Annotated in this window: 17 protein-coding genes; 13 read left to right on the top strand and 4 right to left on the bottom strand. The window is 42.0% G+C overall.

From position 1 onward, the window contains the following. The first annotated feature begins 10 nt into the window (after window positions 1-10). The 5 genes from HMPREF2766_RS07270 (at window position 11) to HMPREF2766_RS07250 (ending at window position 4886) form a co-directional block, all read left to right on the top strand. On the top strand, window positions 11-1177 hold the full coding sequence (locus HMPREF2766_RS07270; protein WP_070568956.1) for an ATP-grasp domain-containing protein: 1167 nt from the start codon (window positions 11-13) through the stop codon (window positions 1175-1177). Between the two features lie 157 nt (window positions 1178-1334). After that, complete coding sequence (gla, locus tag HMPREF2766_RS07265) at window positions 1335-2204, top strand: aquaglyceroporin Gla (RefSeq protein WP_049477633.1); 870 nt, start codon at window positions 1335-1337, stop codon at window positions 2202-2204. Between the two features lie 110 nt (window positions 2205-2314). After that, window positions 2315-3040, top strand: coding sequence for a CppA N-terminal domain-containing protein (locus HMPREF2766_RS07260; protein WP_001102080.1), 726 nt, complete (start codon window positions 2315-2317; stop codon window positions 3038-3040). Then, window positions 3037-3972 (top strand): serine hydrolase domain-containing protein, encoded by a 936-nt coding sequence (locus tag HMPREF2766_RS07255; RefSeq protein WP_070568954.1) that lies wholly within the window; start codon window positions 3037-3039, stop codon window positions 3970-3972. Before HMPREF2766_RS07260 ends, HMPREF2766_RS07255 begins: the two co-directional genes overlap by 4 nt. A gap of 8 nt (window positions 3973-3980) precedes the next feature. Then, window positions 3981-4886 (top strand): DMT family transporter, encoded by a 906-nt coding sequence (locus HMPREF2766_RS07250; RefSeq protein ID WP_000047999.1) that lies wholly within the window; start codon window positions 3981-3983, stop codon window positions 4884-4886. A gap of 44 nt (window positions 4887-4930) precedes the next feature. On the opposite strand, the gene HMPREF2766_RS07245 is transcribed toward HMPREF2766_RS07250, so the two are convergent. Next, complete coding sequence (locus HMPREF2766_RS07245) at window positions 4931-6214, bottom strand: uracil-xanthine permease family protein (protein WP_070568951.1); 1284 nt, start codon at window positions 6212-6214, stop codon at window positions 4931-4933. Window positions 6215-6504: 290 nt separating this feature from the next. After that, window positions 6505-7218 (bottom strand): 16S rRNA (guanine(527)-N(7))-methyltransferase RsmG, encoded by a 714-nt coding sequence (gene rsmG, locus HMPREF2766_RS07240; RefSeq protein WP_070568949.1) that lies wholly within the window; start codon window positions 7216-7218, stop codon window positions 6505-6507. A gap of 93 nt (window positions 7219-7311) precedes the next feature. On the opposite strand from rsmG, the gene HMPREF2766_RS07235 reads away from it, so the two are divergent. The 3 genes from HMPREF2766_RS07235 (at window position 7312) to HMPREF2766_RS07225 (ending at window position 9480) form a co-directional block, all read left to right on the top strand. After that, window positions 7312-7872, top strand: coding sequence for a LemA family protein (locus tag HMPREF2766_RS07235; protein WP_000219838.1), 561 nt, complete (start codon window positions 7312-7314; stop codon window positions 7870-7872). 1 nt (window position 7873) lies between these two features. Beyond that, entirely contained in the window at window positions 7874-8773 is a 900-nt protein-coding gene (htpX, locus tag HMPREF2766_RS07230; RefSeq protein ID WP_070568942.1) for a zinc metalloprotease HtpX, read from the top strand. A gap of 107 nt (window positions 8774-8880) precedes the next feature. Beyond that, window positions 8881-9480: a CPBP family intramembrane glutamic endopeptidase gene (locus HMPREF2766_RS07225; protein ID WP_241525172.1), complete on the top strand. Its 600-nt coding sequence runs from the start codon at window positions 8881-8883 to the stop codon at window positions 9478-9480. 190 nt (window positions 9481-9670) lie between these two features. Here HMPREF2766_RS07225 and HMPREF2766_RS07220 read toward each other — a convergent pair whose 3' ends face one another. Both HMPREF2766_RS07220 and HMPREF2766_RS07215 read right to left on the bottom strand, forming a co-directional pair. Beyond that, complete coding sequence (locus tag HMPREF2766_RS07220; RefSeq protein WP_070568929.1) at window positions 9671-11230, bottom strand: ATP-binding cassette domain-containing protein; 1560 nt, start codon at window positions 11228-11230, stop codon at window positions 9671-9673. A 332-nt stretch (window positions 11231-11562) separates the two neighbouring features. Then, on the bottom strand, window positions 11563-11892 hold the full coding sequence (locus HMPREF2766_RS07215) for a helicase BlpT (RefSeq protein WP_070568925.1): 330 nt from the start codon (window positions 11890-11892) through the stop codon (window positions 11563-11565). Between the two features lie 168 nt (window positions 11893-12060). On the opposite strand from HMPREF2766_RS07215, the gene HMPREF2766_RS07210 reads away from it, so the two are divergent. The 5 genes from HMPREF2766_RS07210 (at window position 12061) to HMPREF2766_RS07190 (ending at window position 16036) form a co-directional block, all read left to right on the top strand. Beyond that, window positions 12061-12603, top strand: a complete 543-nt coding sequence (locus tag HMPREF2766_RS07210) for a YceD family protein (RefSeq protein WP_070568922.1) — start codon at window positions 12061-12063, stop codon at window positions 12601-12603. Further along, window positions 12604-13233 carry an endonuclease III gene (nth, locus tag HMPREF2766_RS07205; protein WP_070568919.1) on the top strand — a complete coding sequence of 210 codons (630 nt, stop codon included), beginning with the start codon at window positions 12604-12606 and terminating at the stop codon, window positions 13231-13233. 210 nt (window positions 13234-13443) lie between these two features. After that, complete coding sequence (gene pyrR, locus HMPREF2766_RS07200) at window positions 13444-13965, top strand: bifunctional pyr operon transcriptional regulator/uracil phosphoribosyltransferase PyrR (RefSeq protein ID WP_049485335.1); 522 nt, start codon at window positions 13444-13446, stop codon at window positions 13963-13965. Window positions 13966-13983: 18 nt separating this feature from the next. Continuing rightward, window positions 13984-14907 (top strand): aspartate carbamoyltransferase catalytic subunit, encoded by a 924-nt coding sequence (locus tag HMPREF2766_RS07195; protein ID WP_001293853.1) that lies wholly within the window; start codon window positions 13984-13986, stop codon window positions 14905-14907. A 49-nt stretch (window positions 14908-14956) separates the two neighbouring features. After that, window positions 14957-16036, top strand: coding sequence for a carbamoyl phosphate synthase small subunit (locus HMPREF2766_RS07190; protein ID WP_070568915.1), 1080 nt, complete (start codon window positions 14957-14959; stop codon window positions 16034-16036). Window positions 16037-16244: the final 208 nt, after the last annotated feature.

Raw genomic sequence — 16244 nt, 5'->3', positions numbered from 1 at the left:
GGAGTTGCCTATGAATTACCTTGTTATTTCTCCCTACTATCCGCAAAACTTTCAACAGTTTACCATCGAGCTAGCTAATAAAGGCATCACAGTCTTGGGGATTGGTCAAGAACCTTACGAACAACTAGATGAACCTTTGCGCAATAGCATGACCGAGTATTTCCGTGTGGACAATCTTGAGAACATAGACGAAGTCAAACGTGCTGTTGCCTTTCTGTTCTACAAGCATGGACCAATCGACCGCATCGAGTCCCACAATGAATACTGGCTTGAGCTGGACGCAACACTTCGTGAGCAATTTAATGTCTTTGGTGCCAAACCAGAGGATCTCAAAAAGACCAAATATAAGTCTGAGATGAAGAAACTTTTCAAAAAAGCAGGTGTCCCTGTGGTACCTGGTGCTGTTATCCATACGGAAGCAGATGTGGATAAAGCAGTGACCGAAATCGGTCTACCAATGATTGCCAAACCTGATAATGGAGTGGGAGCGGCAGCAACCTTTAAGCTTGAGACAGAAGACGATGTAAATCACTTTAAGGCTGAATGGGACCATTCAACCGTTTATTTCTTTGAAAAATTTGTCACTTCTAGCGAAATCTGTACCTTTGACGGGCTTGTGGACAAAGATGGCAACATCGTCTTTTCAACGACTTTCGACTACGCCCATACACCACTTGATCTCATGATTTATAAGATGGACAATTCCTACTATGTGCTTAAGGATATGGATCCCAAACTGCGCAAGTATGGCGAGGCCATTGTCAAAGAATTTGGTATGAAAGAACGCTTTTTCCATATCGAGTTTTTCCGTGACGGGGATGACTACATTGCCATTGAGTACAATAACCGTCCTGCAGGTGGCTTTACCATTGATGTTTATAACTTCGCCCATTCCTTGGACCTCTACCGAGGCTATGCGGCGATTGTCGCAGGAGAAGAGTTCCCAGAATCAGAATTTGAACCTCAATACTGTCTAGCTACATCACGTCGTGCCAATGCAAACTATGTCTATTCAGAAGAGGACCTTCTTGCCAAATACAGCCAGCAATTCAAGGTCAAAAAAATCATGCCAGCAGCCTTTGCAGAGCTACAAGGGGACTACCTTTATATGTTGACTACTCCGAGTCGCCAAGAGATGGAGCAGATGATTGCAGATTTTGGTCAACGTCAAGAATAACGATTAGGACAAAAGGAGTTTGACTTCTTTTGTCCTTTTCTTAAAGATAAGTTAAATAAAGCGTTTTCCATAGATTCTTTTAGAAAAGATATTGCTAAAAGGCCTAAAAATTGATAGAATAAGGATTGTCTAAAAAAATTTAAGGAGAATCTATCAAATGGATTTTACATGGGCTATTAAATATGCCACAGAATTCTTGGGAACTGCTATTTTGATCATTCTTGGTAATGGTGCAGTTGCTAACGTTGAACTTAAAGGTACGAAAGGTCACCAAAGTGGCTGGCTCGTTATCGCAGTTGGTTACGGTATGGGGGTTATGATCCCAGCCTTGATGTTTGGTAATGTATCAGGAAACCACATCAACCCAGCTTTCACTCTTGGACTTGCAGTTAGTGGTCTTTTCTCTTGGGATCAAGTTCCATTTTACATCCTAGCACAAGTTTTGGGAGCAATCTTTGGTCAAGCTTTGGTTGTAGCGACTCACCGTCCTTACTACTTGAAGACAGAAAACCCTAACAATATCTTGGGTACCTTCTCAACAATTTCAAGCATCGACCACGGTACAAAAGAATCACGTTTTGCAGCTACTGTTAACGGTTTCCTCAATGAGTTTGTAGGTTCATTTGTTCTTTTCTTTGCAGCACTTGGTTTGACTAAAAACTTCTTTGGTGCTGAGGTTCTTCAATACATGAAACAAATGGCTACTCAAGCTGGACAAACTGTTGATTTAAGTGAATTGGCAGTGAAAGCTCAAGTAGCTCCACATACAGCTGCTGGGATCTCAGTTGCGCACTTGGCACTTGGTTTCCTAGTGATGGCCTTGGTAACTTCACTTGGTGGACCTACTGGACCTGGTTTGAACCCAGCTCGTGACTTTGGACCACGTCTTCTTCACGAACTCCTTCCAAAATCAGTTCTTGGTCAACACAAGGGTGATTCAAAATGGTGGTATGCATGGGTTCCAGTTGTAGCTCCAATTGCAGCGGGTATTGCAGCAGTAGCACTATTCAAACTACTTTACCTATAAGAAATGAAACTGGGGAATCCCAGTTTTTTTCTTGTAAAATTTCTAAATAAAATAGATATGGCTTGTAAAATATTCGAAAATCCTTTAAAATAAAAGAGTTGGAGGAATTTATGAATGTGAATGAGATTGTTCGGATCGTTCCGACTTTGAAAGTTAATAATCGAAAATTAAATGAAAGATTTTACATTGAAACCCTGGGGATGAAACCTTTGCTGGAAGAGTCTGCCTTTCTTTCATTAGGCGACCAGACAGGTACGGAGAGATTGATTTTAGAAGAGGCTCCAAGCATGCGAACACGCAGAGTTGAAGGGCTTAAGAAGCTAGCTAGACTCTTGATAAAGGTTGAGAATCCTTCTGAAATCGAGGCCCTCCTTTCTCAGATGAAGTCTCTTCCTCGCTTATTTAAAGGTAACCGTGGGTATGCTTTTGAGATTGTTTCTCCTGAAGAGGATGTGATCCTTGTTCATGCAGAAGATGATATAAGAGATTTGGTTCCACTGGAAACTGTTCCTGAATTTTATTCAAATACAAGTATAAAATACGTGAGCCAATTTGAGGTTTCTATGGAGTTGCGTTTGCCTGAAGGGACAGAGAGTTTACTTGATCCCGAAGGAGTAGCGCCAGTAATTACCTTTACTAAAGGACAAGGACCAGATTTGGCTGTTGAAAACAATGTCACTTGGGACCTGACGATGTTAAAATTTTTAGTCAAGAATTTTGATCTAACCAGTCTTCGTCAGAAATTTGAAAAGACAGGCTACTTTGTCCCTAAGTCTGAAAAATTCTTCCTTGGTAAAGATACCAATAACATTGAATTGTGGTTTGAAGAAGCATGAAGTGGGAAAAAATTCTAAGAAAAATAGAAAATCAAATTGAGGCAGGGATTTATCCCGGGGCCTCTTTTGCATATTATAAGGATGGTGAATGGAAAGAGTCTTATCTAGGATTGAGTGATCCAGAACGAGACTTGAAGACAGAAAGTGGTTTGGTTTATGATCTAGCCAGTGTGAGTAAGGTCGTGGGAGTGGGGACGGTTTTTACCTTCTTGTGGCAGCAGGGCACATTCGATATTGATCGACCGGTAACGGATTTTTTACCGGAGTGTGATTATCCTGATATCACTATACGGCAACTTTTGACCCATGCTACAGATTTAGACCCCTTTATTCCAAATCGGGACCTCTTGACTGCCCCTGAATTAAAAGAAGCCATGTTTCACCTCAATAGACGAAGTCAGCCTGCTTTTCTATACTCAGACGTTCACTTTTTACTCCTAGGCTTTCTTTTGGAAAAAACCTTTGACCAAGACTTGGATCAGATTATAGAAGAACAAGTTTTGGGACCATGGGGGATGAAGGAAACGATGTTTGGTCCTGTTGAGCAAGCTGTCCCAACAGTGAGAGGAGTGGAGGCTGGAAACATTCACGATCCCAAAGCCCGTCTATTAGGGAAACATGCAGGAAGTGCTGGTTTGTTTTCGACTGTTAAGGATCTGCAAATCTTTCTGGAACATTACTTGAAAGATGATTTTGCTGCAGAATTGAGCCGAAATTTTTCTCCCTTAGAGGATAAAGAGCGTTCGCTAGCTTGGAATCTGGAAGGAGACTGGCTCGACCATACGGGCTATACTGGTACCTTTATCATGTGGAATCGAGAGAAACAAGAAGCTACTATCTTTTTATCCAATCGAACGTATGAGAAGGATGAGCGTGCCCAGTGGATAGTTGACCGAAACCAAGTCATGGAAATGATTCGTCAAGAGGAGTAGGGGGAAGCATGTCGAAAACCGTAAAAGGAACTCTGTATACAGTAGTGGCAGGGATTGCTTGGGGCTTGTCTGGAACCAGTGGCCAATACCTGATGGCACACGGGATTTCTGCTTTAGTCTTGACCAATTTGCGACTTATCATTGCAGGCTTGGCACTGGTGTTCTTATCCTATACGACTTCAAAGGATAAATTCCTTTCTTTTTTAAAAGACAAAAAAAGTCTGCTATCTCTGTTGCTATTTGCAGTTTTTGGACTTTTCTTAAACCAGTTTGCCTATCTTTCTGCCATTCAGGAAACCAATGCTGGAACGGCGACAGTTCTCCAGTATGTATGCCCCGTTGGGATCTTGGTTTATACCTGTATGAAGGATAAGGTAGCTCCGACACTGGCTGAGATTATTTCGATTGGATTGGCTATAGGAGGAACTTTTCTGATCGCGACGCATGGGAAAGTCGACCAGTTGTCTGTCACACCCCTAGGTCTGTTCTGGGGCCTCTTTTCAGCCTTGACCTATGCCCTCTATATTATTCTTCCCATCGTTTTGATTAAGAAGTGGGGCAGTATTTTGGTGATTGGTGTCGGGATGGTTATTTCTGGTGTAGTGGCTATTCCCTTCACAGGAGTCTTACAGGCCAGCATACCAACCAGCTTAGATTTTCTCTTTGCATTTGCTGGGATTATCATAATCGGAACGGTCTTTGCCTATACAGCTTTCCTAAAGGGAGCTAGTCTGATAGGCCCTGTTAAGTCTAGTTTATTGGCTTCCATAGAGCCAATTTCTGCCGTTTTCTTTGCCTTTCTGATTATGAAGGAACAGTTTTATGCGATTGATTTTATCGGTATGGCTATGATTTTACTAGCCGTGACCATTATTTCATTGAAAGATTTACTGTTGGAAATAAAGAGTAAGTAATTAAAAAATCCACTCAATCGAGTGGATTTTTTGTGTATAGATGTTTAGTCTTTATTTTCGTGTGGCAAAATCAAGTTTAAGATGATTCCTGTCATGGCTGATAGAGCAGTACCTGAAAGGGTTACTGGACCGAGTTTAAGGATTGCTCCACCAAGTCCAAGTACCAGCATAGCACTTGCAATGATAAGGTTACGCATTTGGCTGAAGTCAACGCGTTCCTTAATCAAAACTTTCAAACCGTTGCTGGCGATAACTCCGTAGAGAAGGATGGACATGCCACCAAGCACAGCATTTGGAATAGTTGAAATCAAGGCAGTGAATTTACCTAGGAAGCTAAGAGCAATGGCGATGAAGGCTGCGTTACGGATAACAGAGACAGAAGCGATACGAGTCATGCCGATAACTCCTGTATTTTCTCCGTAAGTCGTATTAGCTGGTCCACCGAGGAAGGCGGATACAGATGTCGCGATACCGTCACCGAGAAGCGTATGGTGAAGTCCTGGTTTTTTTAGGAATTGACGGCCACAGATTTGGCTCAAAACCGTGTGGTCTCCGATGTGTTCTGAAATGGTTACAATAGCGATCGGCAAGATAGCGATTGTTTCAGGACCGAAGTACAAGTTGTACTCTTTAAAGGCACCACCCGTGCTAAATGGCAAGTAGAAACCAGGAATTTCAAACCAATTGGCTTGAAGGACTGGGGTAAAGTCAACCAAACCAAGCATCATAGCGAAGATGTACCCACCGATGATGGCAAAGAGGAAAGGAATGATACGAAGGAAACCTTTTCCTTTTGTATTGATAAAGGCGGCAATCAAGAATGTAACAACGGCTACAAGGGCGTTTTTCCAGTTTCCGTCTGCTACGAGTCCAGCATTCGTTACAGCAGAACCAGCAAGACCAAGACCGATAACGATAATCATAGGTCCGATAATGATTGGGGGCAAGAGTTTATCAATCCATTTCGTACCTGCAAAACGAACACTTGCTGCTACAAGGACATAGACCAAACCAGTCAAGATAACTCCAGTTTGAGCAGCAGAGACATCGCCTCCCATTTCTTTCATGGCTAGAGACATAGCTGTGATAAAGGCGAATGAAGAACCTAGATAAACTGGAACCTTAAAGCCAGTAGAAATCATGTAGATAAGTGTTCCAATACCGGATGCAAAGAGAGCAACCGATACGGGCATTCCCAAAATTAAGGGAACGAGAATGGTTGCACCAAACATGGCAAATACGTGCTGGAAGCTGAGAAGAATACCTTTACCAGCAGAAGGACGTTGATCAACGTCTAGTAACAAGTCAACAGTTGATTCCTGTTTCATAAAAACCTCACTTTTGGGCACCAAAAAAGAGCCCATTATTTTGCAGCAATAGGCCCTCAGAGTAAGACTTTTTAAAAAATAGCTATCTTTTAAAAATTTATATAAATCTGCGCCTTCGTCACCTCACAGGATGACATTAAAAACCTTTGCTTGTGATAGTATAGCAGAAAAAAATGATTTTGTAAATCATTTTTTCCCGAGCCTAGAAATGCGAAAGCGAGGTTTGATTTTGTAAATCATTTTTTCCCGAGCCCGGAAATGCGAGAGCGAGGTATGATTTTGTAAATTGTTTAAAGAGGGCGTTTATTGGGCATGCCAGCCTTTCTTGGGTACTTGTTAGGTGTTTCCTTTTTCTTTTCGACGACAGTGATGTAGCGAGGATCTCCATTTGGCAGGGCGTAGCTGAGGTTGTCCTCTACCTTGCTAAAGAGGAGGTTGAGGGCATTCTTAGCTTCTAGCAATTCCTCAGGGGCATTGCTGGCCTTGAGTGCCAATAGTTTTCCTCCGACTTTAAGATAGGGAATGGTCAGCTCAGACAAAACCTGCATGCGGGCAACCGCACGAGCCGTCACCACATCAAACTGGGCACGGAAGTTCTTGTCTTGGGCAAAGTCTTCTGCCCGTCCATGGTAAAAGTGAACACCTTCCAAATCCAGCTCTTGAGCCAATAGTTGAAGGAAGTTGATGCGCTTATTGAGCGAATCAATGATGGTCACCTCCAACTGAGGATAGAGGATTTTCATGGGTAGACTAGGAAATCCTGCCCCCGCTCCGATATCAAGAAGTTTGATAGTTTCATTTGAAATCAAGCCTTGCAGGATGGGTGCAATCGAATCATAAAAGTGCTTAAGGTAGACTTCTTCTTTGTCTGTAATAGCGGTTAGGTTAATTTTTTCATTCCATTCTACCAAGAGTTCAAAATAGCGTTCAAATTGGTTCTTTTGCTGGTCAGAAAGTGGAAGATTTTGCTCAGCTAGTAGGCTGTAAAATGTTTCTGGTTTCATAGTAGTTTCCTTCTCTAGTATCATCTTATTTTACCATATTCGTTAAAATTTTGATATACTGGTAGTAATCTAAAAGCAGAAAGGAATAAGATTATGACTTGGATTATTCTTGGAGTTTTGGCTCTGATTGTTATTTTTGTGATTGTTAGCTATAACGGTTTGGTTAAAAATCGTATGCAGACCAAGGAGGCTTGGAGCCAGATCGATGTTCAGTTGAAGCGTCGTAATGATCTCCTCCCAAACTTGATTGAAACAGTCAAAGGCTATGCGAAATATGAAGGTTCTACCTTGGAAAAAGTAACAGAACTTCGTAGACAAGTAGCCGCAGCAACTTCACCGGCAGAAGCTATGAAGGCTAGTGATGCCCTTACCCGCCAGATTTCTGGTATCTTTGCAGTAGCAGAGAATTACCCAGACTTGAAAGCTAGTGCTAACTTTATCAAATTGCAAGAAGAGTTGACCAATACAGAAAATAAAATTTCATACTCACGTCAACTCTACAACAGTGTTGTCAGCAACTACAATGTAAAACTTGAAAGCTTCCCAAGTAACATCATCGCAGGACTATTTGGCTTTAAAGCTGCAGACTTCCTTCAAACACCTGAAGAGGAAAAGGCGGTTCCTAAAGTTGACTTTAGCGGTTTAGGTGACTAAGATGTTGTTTGATCAAATTGCGAGCAATAAACGAAAAACCTGGATTTTGTTGCTGGTTTTCTTCCTACTCTTGGCCTTGGTTGGTTATGCGGTTGGCTATCTCTTTATGCGTTCAGGTCTTGGTGGCATGATTATTGCCTTGATTATCGGCCTTATCTACGCTCTGACCATGATCTTTCAATCAACAGAGATTGTCATGTCCATGAATGGGGCGCGTGAGGTTGATGAGCAAACAGCCCCAGACCTCTACCATGTAGTAGAAGATATGGTCATGGTCGCTCAGATTCCCATGCCGCGTGTTTTCATCATTGAGGATTCATCTTTAAATGCCTTTGCAACAGGTTCAAACCCGCAGAATGCAGCAGTCGCAGCAACATCGGGTCTTCTGGCAATCATGAATCGTGAGGAGCTAGAAGCTGTTATGGGTCATGAAGTCAGTCATATCCGAAACTACGATATTCGCATTTCGACCATTGCTGTCGCCCTTGCCAGTGCCATTACCCTTCTGTCTAGTATGGCAGGACGGATGATGTGGTGGGGTGGCACTGGTCGCAGACGGAGTGATAATGATCGTGACGGAAATGGTTTGGAGATTATCATGCTTGTTGTCTCTCTCTTAGCCATTGTTCTGGCACCTCTCGCAGCAACCCTGGTGCAATTAGCCATTTCCCGTCAGAGGGAATTTCTAGCGGATGCATCCAGTGTGGAGCTGACTCGCAATCCTCAAGGGATGATCAATGCACTGCGCAAGTTGGACAATAGCGAGCCGATGCACCACCATGTTGACGATGCCAGCAGCGCTCTTTATATTAATGATCCCAAGAAAGGTGGGGGACTACAAAAACTCTTTTATACCCACCCACCCATCTCAGAACGAATCGAACGCTTGAAGCACATGTAAAAAAATCCAGAGGTCGTCTCTGGATTTTTGCTTTTAGTATCTCACTTTTAACTTGTTATCTCACCAAAAAATAGTATAATATATGTAATTCTATATAATTGAGGTGAATGATGTATAAGCGCTGGATGACGTTTTTCTTGATTTTGATTTTTCTGCCGATTCATTTGAGTATAGCAGAGAAAATCATGCGAATAAATTCATTAACGCTATCAATCCTTTTTACACTTGTTGAACTTGCAATATTTTTATATGTAGGAAAAAAGTATGACTTGTTTCACATTCGGAAAATCCGCCTAAAAGATATTCTTAAATGCTTTCTTTCATACGCCTTGCTTTTCCTCTTTTATATTTTGATCAATTTTTTAGGCCCTACCCAATCAGACACAACTCAAGCTGTGCAAAGTTTTTCACTTTCATGGTCTGTACTTTTTGTGGATCTCTGTGTTTTGGCACCTGTCACGGAAGAAATCTTTATGCGAGGTATGTTACAGGGGATAGTATTTAAGAATACCTATTTTGGCTTGTTTGCCACGTCGCTTCTTTTTGCTTATCTGCATGGTCCCTATACTATTCCTAGCTTTATCAACTATTTAGGTATGGGATTTGCATTTGGGGTAAGGTATAAGACTTCTGACAACCTATGGAATTCCATTCTTTTGCATGTCCTCAATAATCTGGTTGCATTTTGCTTTTTGTATATGAGATAATGATGCATTAGAATGCTTTGAGCTGTAAAATAGTAAAAAATGATTTCTAGCTTATATAATTTAAACAAAAGTCAGAGCATAATCTGTCACGTAAAAGACGCCAGAAGCGCTCTTTATATCAATGTTCCCAAGAAAGACGTGTGTAAACAAAATCCAGAGATCGTCTCTGGATTTTTGCTATGTTCAACATTTATAAATCTTGTAAATCAACAACTTCCAAACCACGATCTGTCAAACGATAGATACTCGTACAGACCTCTTTTAAGAAGCGTCTGTCATGCGAAACAGTGATCAGACCGCCGGGATAGGAGGCAAAGAGTTTTCTGATTTCGGGTTGAGAAGTGGGAGAAAAGTTTCGTGTGGGCTCATCCAGAAGGAGAAAGTTTGGTTTGCGCAACACTAAATCCAAAAGTAGGAGTTTACCTTGTTGCCCGCCAGATAGGGAGCGGATTTGGTGGTGCATCTCTGGATAGTTGAAATTGAGACTGGCTAGGTGAGATTGGATTTTCTGTAGTTCCTCTTTTTGTCCAGTTTGGCTGAGATAGGCTACTGGTGATAAATCCAATTGCAGCTTTTTATGGTAATCTTGTGGCATAAAACCAAGCGAAATCTCTCTTTTGGCGCTGAGCAGTTGTTGCAACTTGGCTAACAGAGTTGATTTTCCAACACCATTAGGCCCTATGATACCGATTTTATCTTGACTACGGACAATTAGTTGTAACTCCTGAGCCAAAATACGCTCGCCAATGGACAAATTTTCTTTTTCCAGTTGGACTAAGACTTTAGAAGCCGGTAATGGTTGGATGTCTGAAAAGAAAAGTTGGATTTGTTCCTCTTCAAGTGGCATTTGGGTCATGGACTGAGCTGCCTTTTCAAAGCGTTTTTCTTGAGAGAGAACAGTTTTCATCTTTTTAGCCAATAGGCGACCAGCAGTACTGTCTTTGGTAGCTCGAAGTGCAGTTTCTACATTTTGCTTAACGTGGCGATGTTTTTCCATGGTTTTGTCATAGGCTCTCTGGTCGTTAGCAGCTTGCTGACTTTGCCTTGCAAAACTAGCCTTTCTCTGCTCACTATAGCGATCATAGTCTAAATGCTCGACTAGCGTTTCCGCTTCTTTCCGATGCTTGACCAGCCGCAAGTGGACAATAGTATCAGCCGTTTGAGAAAGAAAGTCTTCATCATGGGAAATGAAAATAACAGTTTGCCTAATCTTGCGAATCTGCCTTTTTAGCCAATCAACTGTCTCAAGGTCTAGGTCATTTGAAGGTTCATCTAAAAATAGAATCTCAAAAGGTTTGGCTAACTCGTGAATGAGCTGAATTTTCAAAGCTTCGCCCCCTGATAGACTGCCAATTTCTTGGTCGCTAGCAAAACGGTCGCTATCAAAGTGCAACTCCTCCGCCAAGCGATAGAGAATACTGTAGTCTAAATCAGCAGAATCCAAAAAGAAGTAGTCATGTAGAGTCCTATTTTTTAGCTCCTCAGGTAACTTTTGAGGAATGTAGGCCAGTGATTGAAGGTCAGACTGGATGTCGCCCTTGATAGTAAAATCAGGTAATGCTTCCCCCGTTAAAGCTCGTAGTAAAGTCGATTTACCATTTCCTTCTTCACCAATAATAGCAACCTTTTCTCCGTCTTGGATAGTCATGGTTAGGTCAGATACAAGATCTCGTAGATCTTTGTTTTGCGTGATAGTTAGATGATTGATTTTTATCATATTGTTGCCCTTTCTAGAATGTCGATAGTGCATAACAAAAAGCTCTACTTTATCTAGTAGAGCCCAAAGTCACTGTCAAAACTCTATTATCCTCGTTGAAAAAACTCGTCAAACTAGCTTGGAGCTGCCTAACCCAACCCAAGAGGAGCATAGCTTTCTAGTTTTTTGATTTTCAATGAGGACAAGATACTAGAAAATCTAGTATGAAAAGAGCACACAAAAAGAGACAAAAACAAGATCTACTAAATAAAGATTCTTTATTTGATAGACTTAGTTGTTCATGTCTCCCTTACCTCCGAGTATTAGTACCTCTATCCTATACCTTTCAGGAAATTTTGTCAATAGAAAACAAGTGATTTCAAGCTCTAAAATCCAAAAACAGGTCCATAGAGAGTCAGTACGTGTTTGACATGTTCGTAGTGGAACTTGTCATAGTTGCGCCAAGCAGTACGAGCTTGATCGTTTAGTTTTAGGCTCCCTAGTCCAATCAGAAGACTGGTGCGTTGGTAAAATTTCTCAAGGTCGATTAAGATACTGTTGTCCAGCTTTTCTGCTTTTTTTAGTTCCTCAAGAGTGGTGTTCAGCAGCTCTTGCAGTCGAAGATCATCGGCTGTTCCTTGTTTGCAACTTTGGTAGCTTTTATCTAACTCGGAAAGGAGTTGGTAAGCTTCAGTGATGAGTATTTTGTCTTCCATATGAGCATCCTCCTTGCTCTGATGTATTCTTGCCTATAGTATAGCACTAATAGGAAAGTTTGTCATAGTAAATATGTTAAAAAATGAGATTTCAATCTCAAGGTTTGGGAGGCTGACTTGTAGCATTTTCATGGTATAATCAAGTGAGTACATCTTTATGGAGGAAATATGAAGTTAAACATTCAAGAAATTCGTAAGCAACCTGAAGGCCTACATTTTGAACAAGCTTTAGACCTGGCAGCAGACTTGCGTAAACGGAACCAAGAGATTTTAGATGTCAAAGATATCCTTGCAGTGGGGAAGGTACAGTACGAAGACCGTCTGTATTTCTTAGACTATCAGTTGTCATATACCATTGTCCTTGCTTCCAGCCGCAGTATGGAGCCAGTTGAGTTGGCTGAGTCTTATCCAGTCACAGAGGTCTTAATGGAAGGAGCGACCAACCAACTGGACCAGGAGGTTCTTGATGATGACTTGGTCTTGCCTATCGAAAATGGGGAAATCGACCTTGCTGAGAGCGTAGCAGATAATATCTTGCTCAATATCCCAATCAAGGTCTTGACGGCAGAAGAAGAGGCTGGCCAAGGGTTTGTGTCTGGAAATGACTGGCAAATCATGACTGAGGACGAATACCAAGCTCAACAAGCAGTCAAGAAAGAAGAAAACAGTCCATTTGCTGGCTTGCAAGGACTGTTTGATGGAGACGAGTAGATGGTTTTATCCAAGAAACGTGCCCGTCATGTCATTGAGGAAATTATTGCCCTTTTTCCAGATGCCAAACCAAGTCTAGATTTTCGCAATCATTTTGAACTCTTGGTTGCGGTGATGTTGTCAGCTCAGACGACAGATGCAGCGGTAAATAAGGCCACGCCAGGTCTCTTTGCTGCTTTTCCAACACCACAAGCCATGTCTGTCGCGACTGAAAGTGAAATTGCTTCACACATTTCTCGTCTGGGACTGTATCGAAATAAGGCCAAATTCCTTAAAAAATGTGCTCAACAATTACTAGATGATTTTGACGGGCAAGTACCTCAGACTCGAGAGGAATTAGAAAGTCTAGCGGGTGTTGGTCGTAAAACAGCAAATGTCGTCATGAGTGTGGGGTTTGGAATTCCTGCTTTTGCAGTGGATACTCATGTGGAGCGTATCTGTAAGCATCACGATATCGTTAAAAAATCAGCTACACCACTTGAAGTAGAAAAACGTGTCATGGATGTTCTGCCACCAGAAGAGTGGTTAGCAGCCCACCAGGCCATGATTTACTTTGGACGAGCTATCTGCCATCCCAAAAATCCAGAATGTAACCACTATCCCCAATTATATGATTTTAGCAATGTTTAAGGGGACTTTGAAAAAGTTTTTGCTTGATTTTAAGGGTGCTTTGTGCTATAGTAAATGGTAACTAAATAGTCCTTTAAACCTGTCCCGTGAGGCAGGCAAGGAGCGCGATAAAGTAGAAGGGTGAAGTCTATACTGTTTACAGTAGGGCTCGCTTGGCTATACATTTCAAGTCTCCTTGTAGAAGGAGACTTTTCTTTTTGGAGGTTTGTCATGAAGGCAAAAGAAGTTGTAGACGAATTGACCGTCAAACGCGCGATTACGCGAATTACTTACGAGATTATTGAGCGCAATAAAGATTTGAATAAAATTATCCTAGCTGGGATAAAAACGCGTGGTGTTTTCATCGCTCATCGTATCAAAGAACGCTTGGAGCAGTTGGAAAATATCACTGTTCCTGTTGTGGAATTAGACACCAAGCCTTTCCGTGATGATGTTAAAAGCGGAGAAGATACTTCTTTGATTTCTGTTGATGTGACAGACCGTGAAGTTATCTTGGTGGATGATGTACTCTATACAGGCCGTACCATCCGAGCTGCGATCGATAATATTGTTGGCCATGGTCGTCCTGCGCGCGTGAGTCTTGCGGTGCTAGTTGACCGTGGACATAGAGAATTGCCTATCCGTCCAGATTACGTTGGGAAAAATATCCCAACCAGTCGTTCTGAAGAAATCATCGTAGAGATGACAGAACTTGATGGCCAAGACAGAGTTCTGATTACTGAAGAAGCTTAGAAAGCTGAAGGAGTAGCCATGTCAGAAAATCAACAAGCATTGAACCATGTGGTTTCCATGGAAGACCTTACAGTTGATCAAGTGATGAAATTGATCAAACGAGGAATCGAGTTTAAAAACGGAGCCCAACTTCCCTACGAGAACAAACCTATCGTATCGAATCTCTTCTTTGAAGATTCTACACGGACACATAAGTCCTTTGAAGTGGCAGAGATTAAGCTAGGGTTGGAGCGACTGGACTTTGATGTGAAGACTAGCTCGGTCAATAAGGGTGAGACATTGTATGATACCATCTTGACCCTATCTGCTCTAGGAGTGGATGTCTGTGTGATTCGCCACCCAGAGGTCGACTATTACAGAGAGTTGATTGCAAGTCCGTCAATTACAACTTCTATTATCAATGGTGGTGATGGTTCGGGACAACATCCTAGCCAGAGCTTGCTTGATTTGATGACTATTTATGAGGAATTTGGTCACTTTGAGGGTCTCAAGGTTGCTATTGCAGGCGACTTGGACCACTCACGCGTTGCCAAATCCAATATGCAGATTTTGAAACGCTTGGGAGCTGAACTGTTCTTTGCAGGACCTGAGGAATGGAGAAGTCAAGAGTTTGCGGACTATGGACAGTTTGTAACTATTGATGAGATTGTTGATCAGGTGGATGTTTTGATGTTACTCCGAGTTCAACATGAACGCCATGATAGTGGAGCCGTTTTTTCAAAAGAAGACTACCATGCTCAACACGGTTTGAACCAAGAACGCTATAATCGCTTAAAAGAAACAGCAATCATTATGCATCCTGCTCCAGTGAATCGAGATGTGGAAATTGCTGACCACTTGGTTGAAGCACCAAAATCACGCATTGTCCAACAAATGACCAACGGTGTCTTTGTTCGAATGGCAATTTTAGAATCCGTATTGGCGAGTAGAAACGCCAACTAAAACACAAGACGTTAAAAGACGCCAGTGAGCGTCCACGAGAGGTGAAAATATGACAAAAAGACTTCTAGTATTAGAAGATGGCACAGTTTTTGAAGGAAAGGCCTTCGGAGCAGACATTGATGTAACAGGTGAGATCGTCTTTAACACAGGGATGACTGGCTACCAAGAATCCATTACAGACCAGTCTTATAATGGACAAATCTTGACCTTTACCTATCCTTTGGTGGGAAATTATGGAATTAACCGTGATGATTACGAATCCATCATTCCAACTTGTAAAGGAGTTGTCGTTTTCGAAGAGGCGCGTCGAGCTAGTAACTGGCGCAACCAAATGACCTTGGATGAATTTTTGATAGCTAAGAAAATTCCTGGTATTTCAGGGATTGATACGCGTGCCCTTACCAAGATTATCCGTAAGCACGGTACTATGCGTGCAACCTTGACTCACGTTGGGGACAGCATGGACCATGTGACGGATCAGCTCCAAGCAACAGTCTTGCCGACAGACAATATCAAGCAGGTTTCTACTAAAACTTCCTACCCAGCTCCTGGAGTTGGTTTGAGTGTGGTCTTAGTAGACTTTGGTCTCAAGCACTCCATCTTACGTGAACTTTCTAAGCGTAACTGTAACGTGACCGTCGTTCCGTATTCAACAACGGCAGAAGAAATTCTCCACCTCAATCCTGATGGAGTTATGTTGTCAAATGGTCCAGGTAACCCAGAAGACGTTCCAGAAGCACTGGACATGATTCGTGGTGTGCAAGGGAAAATTCCAATTTTCGGTATTTGTATGGGACACCAACTCTTTGCTATGGCAAACGGTGCTAAGACCTACAAGATGAAATTTGGTCACCGTGGATTTAACCACGCGGTACGTGAGATTGCAACAGGACGTGTAGACTTTACCAGCCAAAACCATGGTTATGCAGTCAGCCGTGAGGACTTACCAGAGCATTTGATCATTACCCACGAAGAAATCAATGATAAATCAGTTGAGGGTGTGCGTCACAGATACCAACCAGGTTTTTCTGTACAATTCCACCCAGATGCAGCTCCTGGTCCACACGACGCAAGCTACCTATTTGATGAATTTATCGAGATGATGGAAGCTTTTAAACAAGTAAACTAAGAACGAGTAAAAGCTCGTCGGAGAATTTATGTAACTGAACACGGACGGAAAGCTCGGAATTTAGAGAAACCAACTTGGATTGTCAATCCTTCCTTGGTTTCCTAAAATTCAATCGCTTTCTATTCGTCCTTTGTATCTTATTTAATGTCGCTCTGTGAGGCGACGAATAGAAAGGAGAAGGGTGGTCCGTATTTGCTGAACTGAATAC

The sequence above is a fragment of the Streptococcus sp. HMSC076C08 genome (assembly GCF_001810825.1).
GTDB lineage: Bacteria > Bacillota > Bacilli > Lactobacillales > Streptococcaceae > Streptococcus.
The sequence above is the reverse complement of the archived record's forward strand: the minus strand, read 5'-3'. Positions and strand labels throughout refer to the sequence as shown.

Coding starts and splice junctions, on each gene's coding strand:
- HMPREF2766_RS07270 (WP_070568956.1), top strand. CDS start 11: ATGAATTACCTTGTTATTTCTCCCTACTATCCGCAAAACTTTCAACAG.
- gla (WP_049477633.1), top strand. CDS start 1,335: ATGGATTTTACATGGGCTATTAAATATGCCACAGAATTCTTGGGAACT.
- HMPREF2766_RS07260 (WP_001102080.1), top strand. CDS start 2,315: ATGAATGTGAATGAGATTGTTCGGATCGTTCCGACTTTGAAAGTTAAT.
- HMPREF2766_RS07255 (WP_070568954.1), top strand. CDS start 3,037: ATGAAGTGGGAAAAAATTCTAAGAAAAATAGAAAATCAAATTGAGGCA.
- HMPREF2766_RS07250 (WP_000047999.1), top strand. CDS start 3,981: ATGTCGAAAACCGTAAAAGGAACTCTGTATACAGTAGTGGCAGGGATT.
- HMPREF2766_RS07245 (WP_070568951.1), bottom strand. CDS start 6,214: ATGAAACAGGAATCAACTGTTGACTTGTTACTAGACGTTGATCAACGT.
- rsmG (WP_070568949.1), bottom strand. CDS start 7,218: ATGAAACCAGAAACATTTTACAGCCTACTAGCTGAGCAAAATCTTCCA.
- HMPREF2766_RS07235 (WP_000219838.1), top strand. CDS start 7,312: ATGACTTGGATTATTCTTGGAGTTTTGGCTCTGATTGTTATTTTTGTG.
- htpX (WP_070568942.1), top strand. CDS start 7,874: ATGTTGTTTGATCAAATTGCGAGCAATAAACGAAAAACCTGGATTTTG.
- HMPREF2766_RS07225 (WP_241525172.1), top strand. CDS start 8,881: ATGATGTATAAGCGCTGGATGACGTTTTTCTTGATTTTGATTTTTCTG.
- HMPREF2766_RS07220 (WP_070568929.1), bottom strand. CDS start 11,230: ATGCACTATCGACATTCTAGAAAGGGCAACAATATGATAAAAATCAAT.
- HMPREF2766_RS07215 (WP_070568925.1), bottom strand. CDS start 11,892: ATGGAAGACAAAATACTCATCACTGAAGCTTACCAACTCCTTTCCGAG.
- HMPREF2766_RS07210 (WP_070568922.1), top strand. CDS start 12,061: ATGAAGTTAAACATTCAAGAAATTCGTAAGCAACCTGAAGGCCTACAT.
- nth (WP_070568919.1), top strand. CDS start 12,604: ATGGTTTTATCCAAGAAACGTGCCCGTCATGTCATTGAGGAAATTATT.
- pyrR (WP_049485335.1), top strand. CDS start 13,444: ATGAAGGCAAAAGAAGTTGTAGACGAATTGACCGTCAAACGCGCGATT.
- HMPREF2766_RS07195 (WP_001293853.1), top strand. CDS start 13,984: ATGTCAGAAAATCAACAAGCATTGAACCATGTGGTTTCCATGGAAGAC.
- HMPREF2766_RS07190 (WP_070568915.1), top strand. CDS start 14,957: ATGACAAAAAGACTTCTAGTATTAGAAGATGGCACAGTTTTTGAAGGA.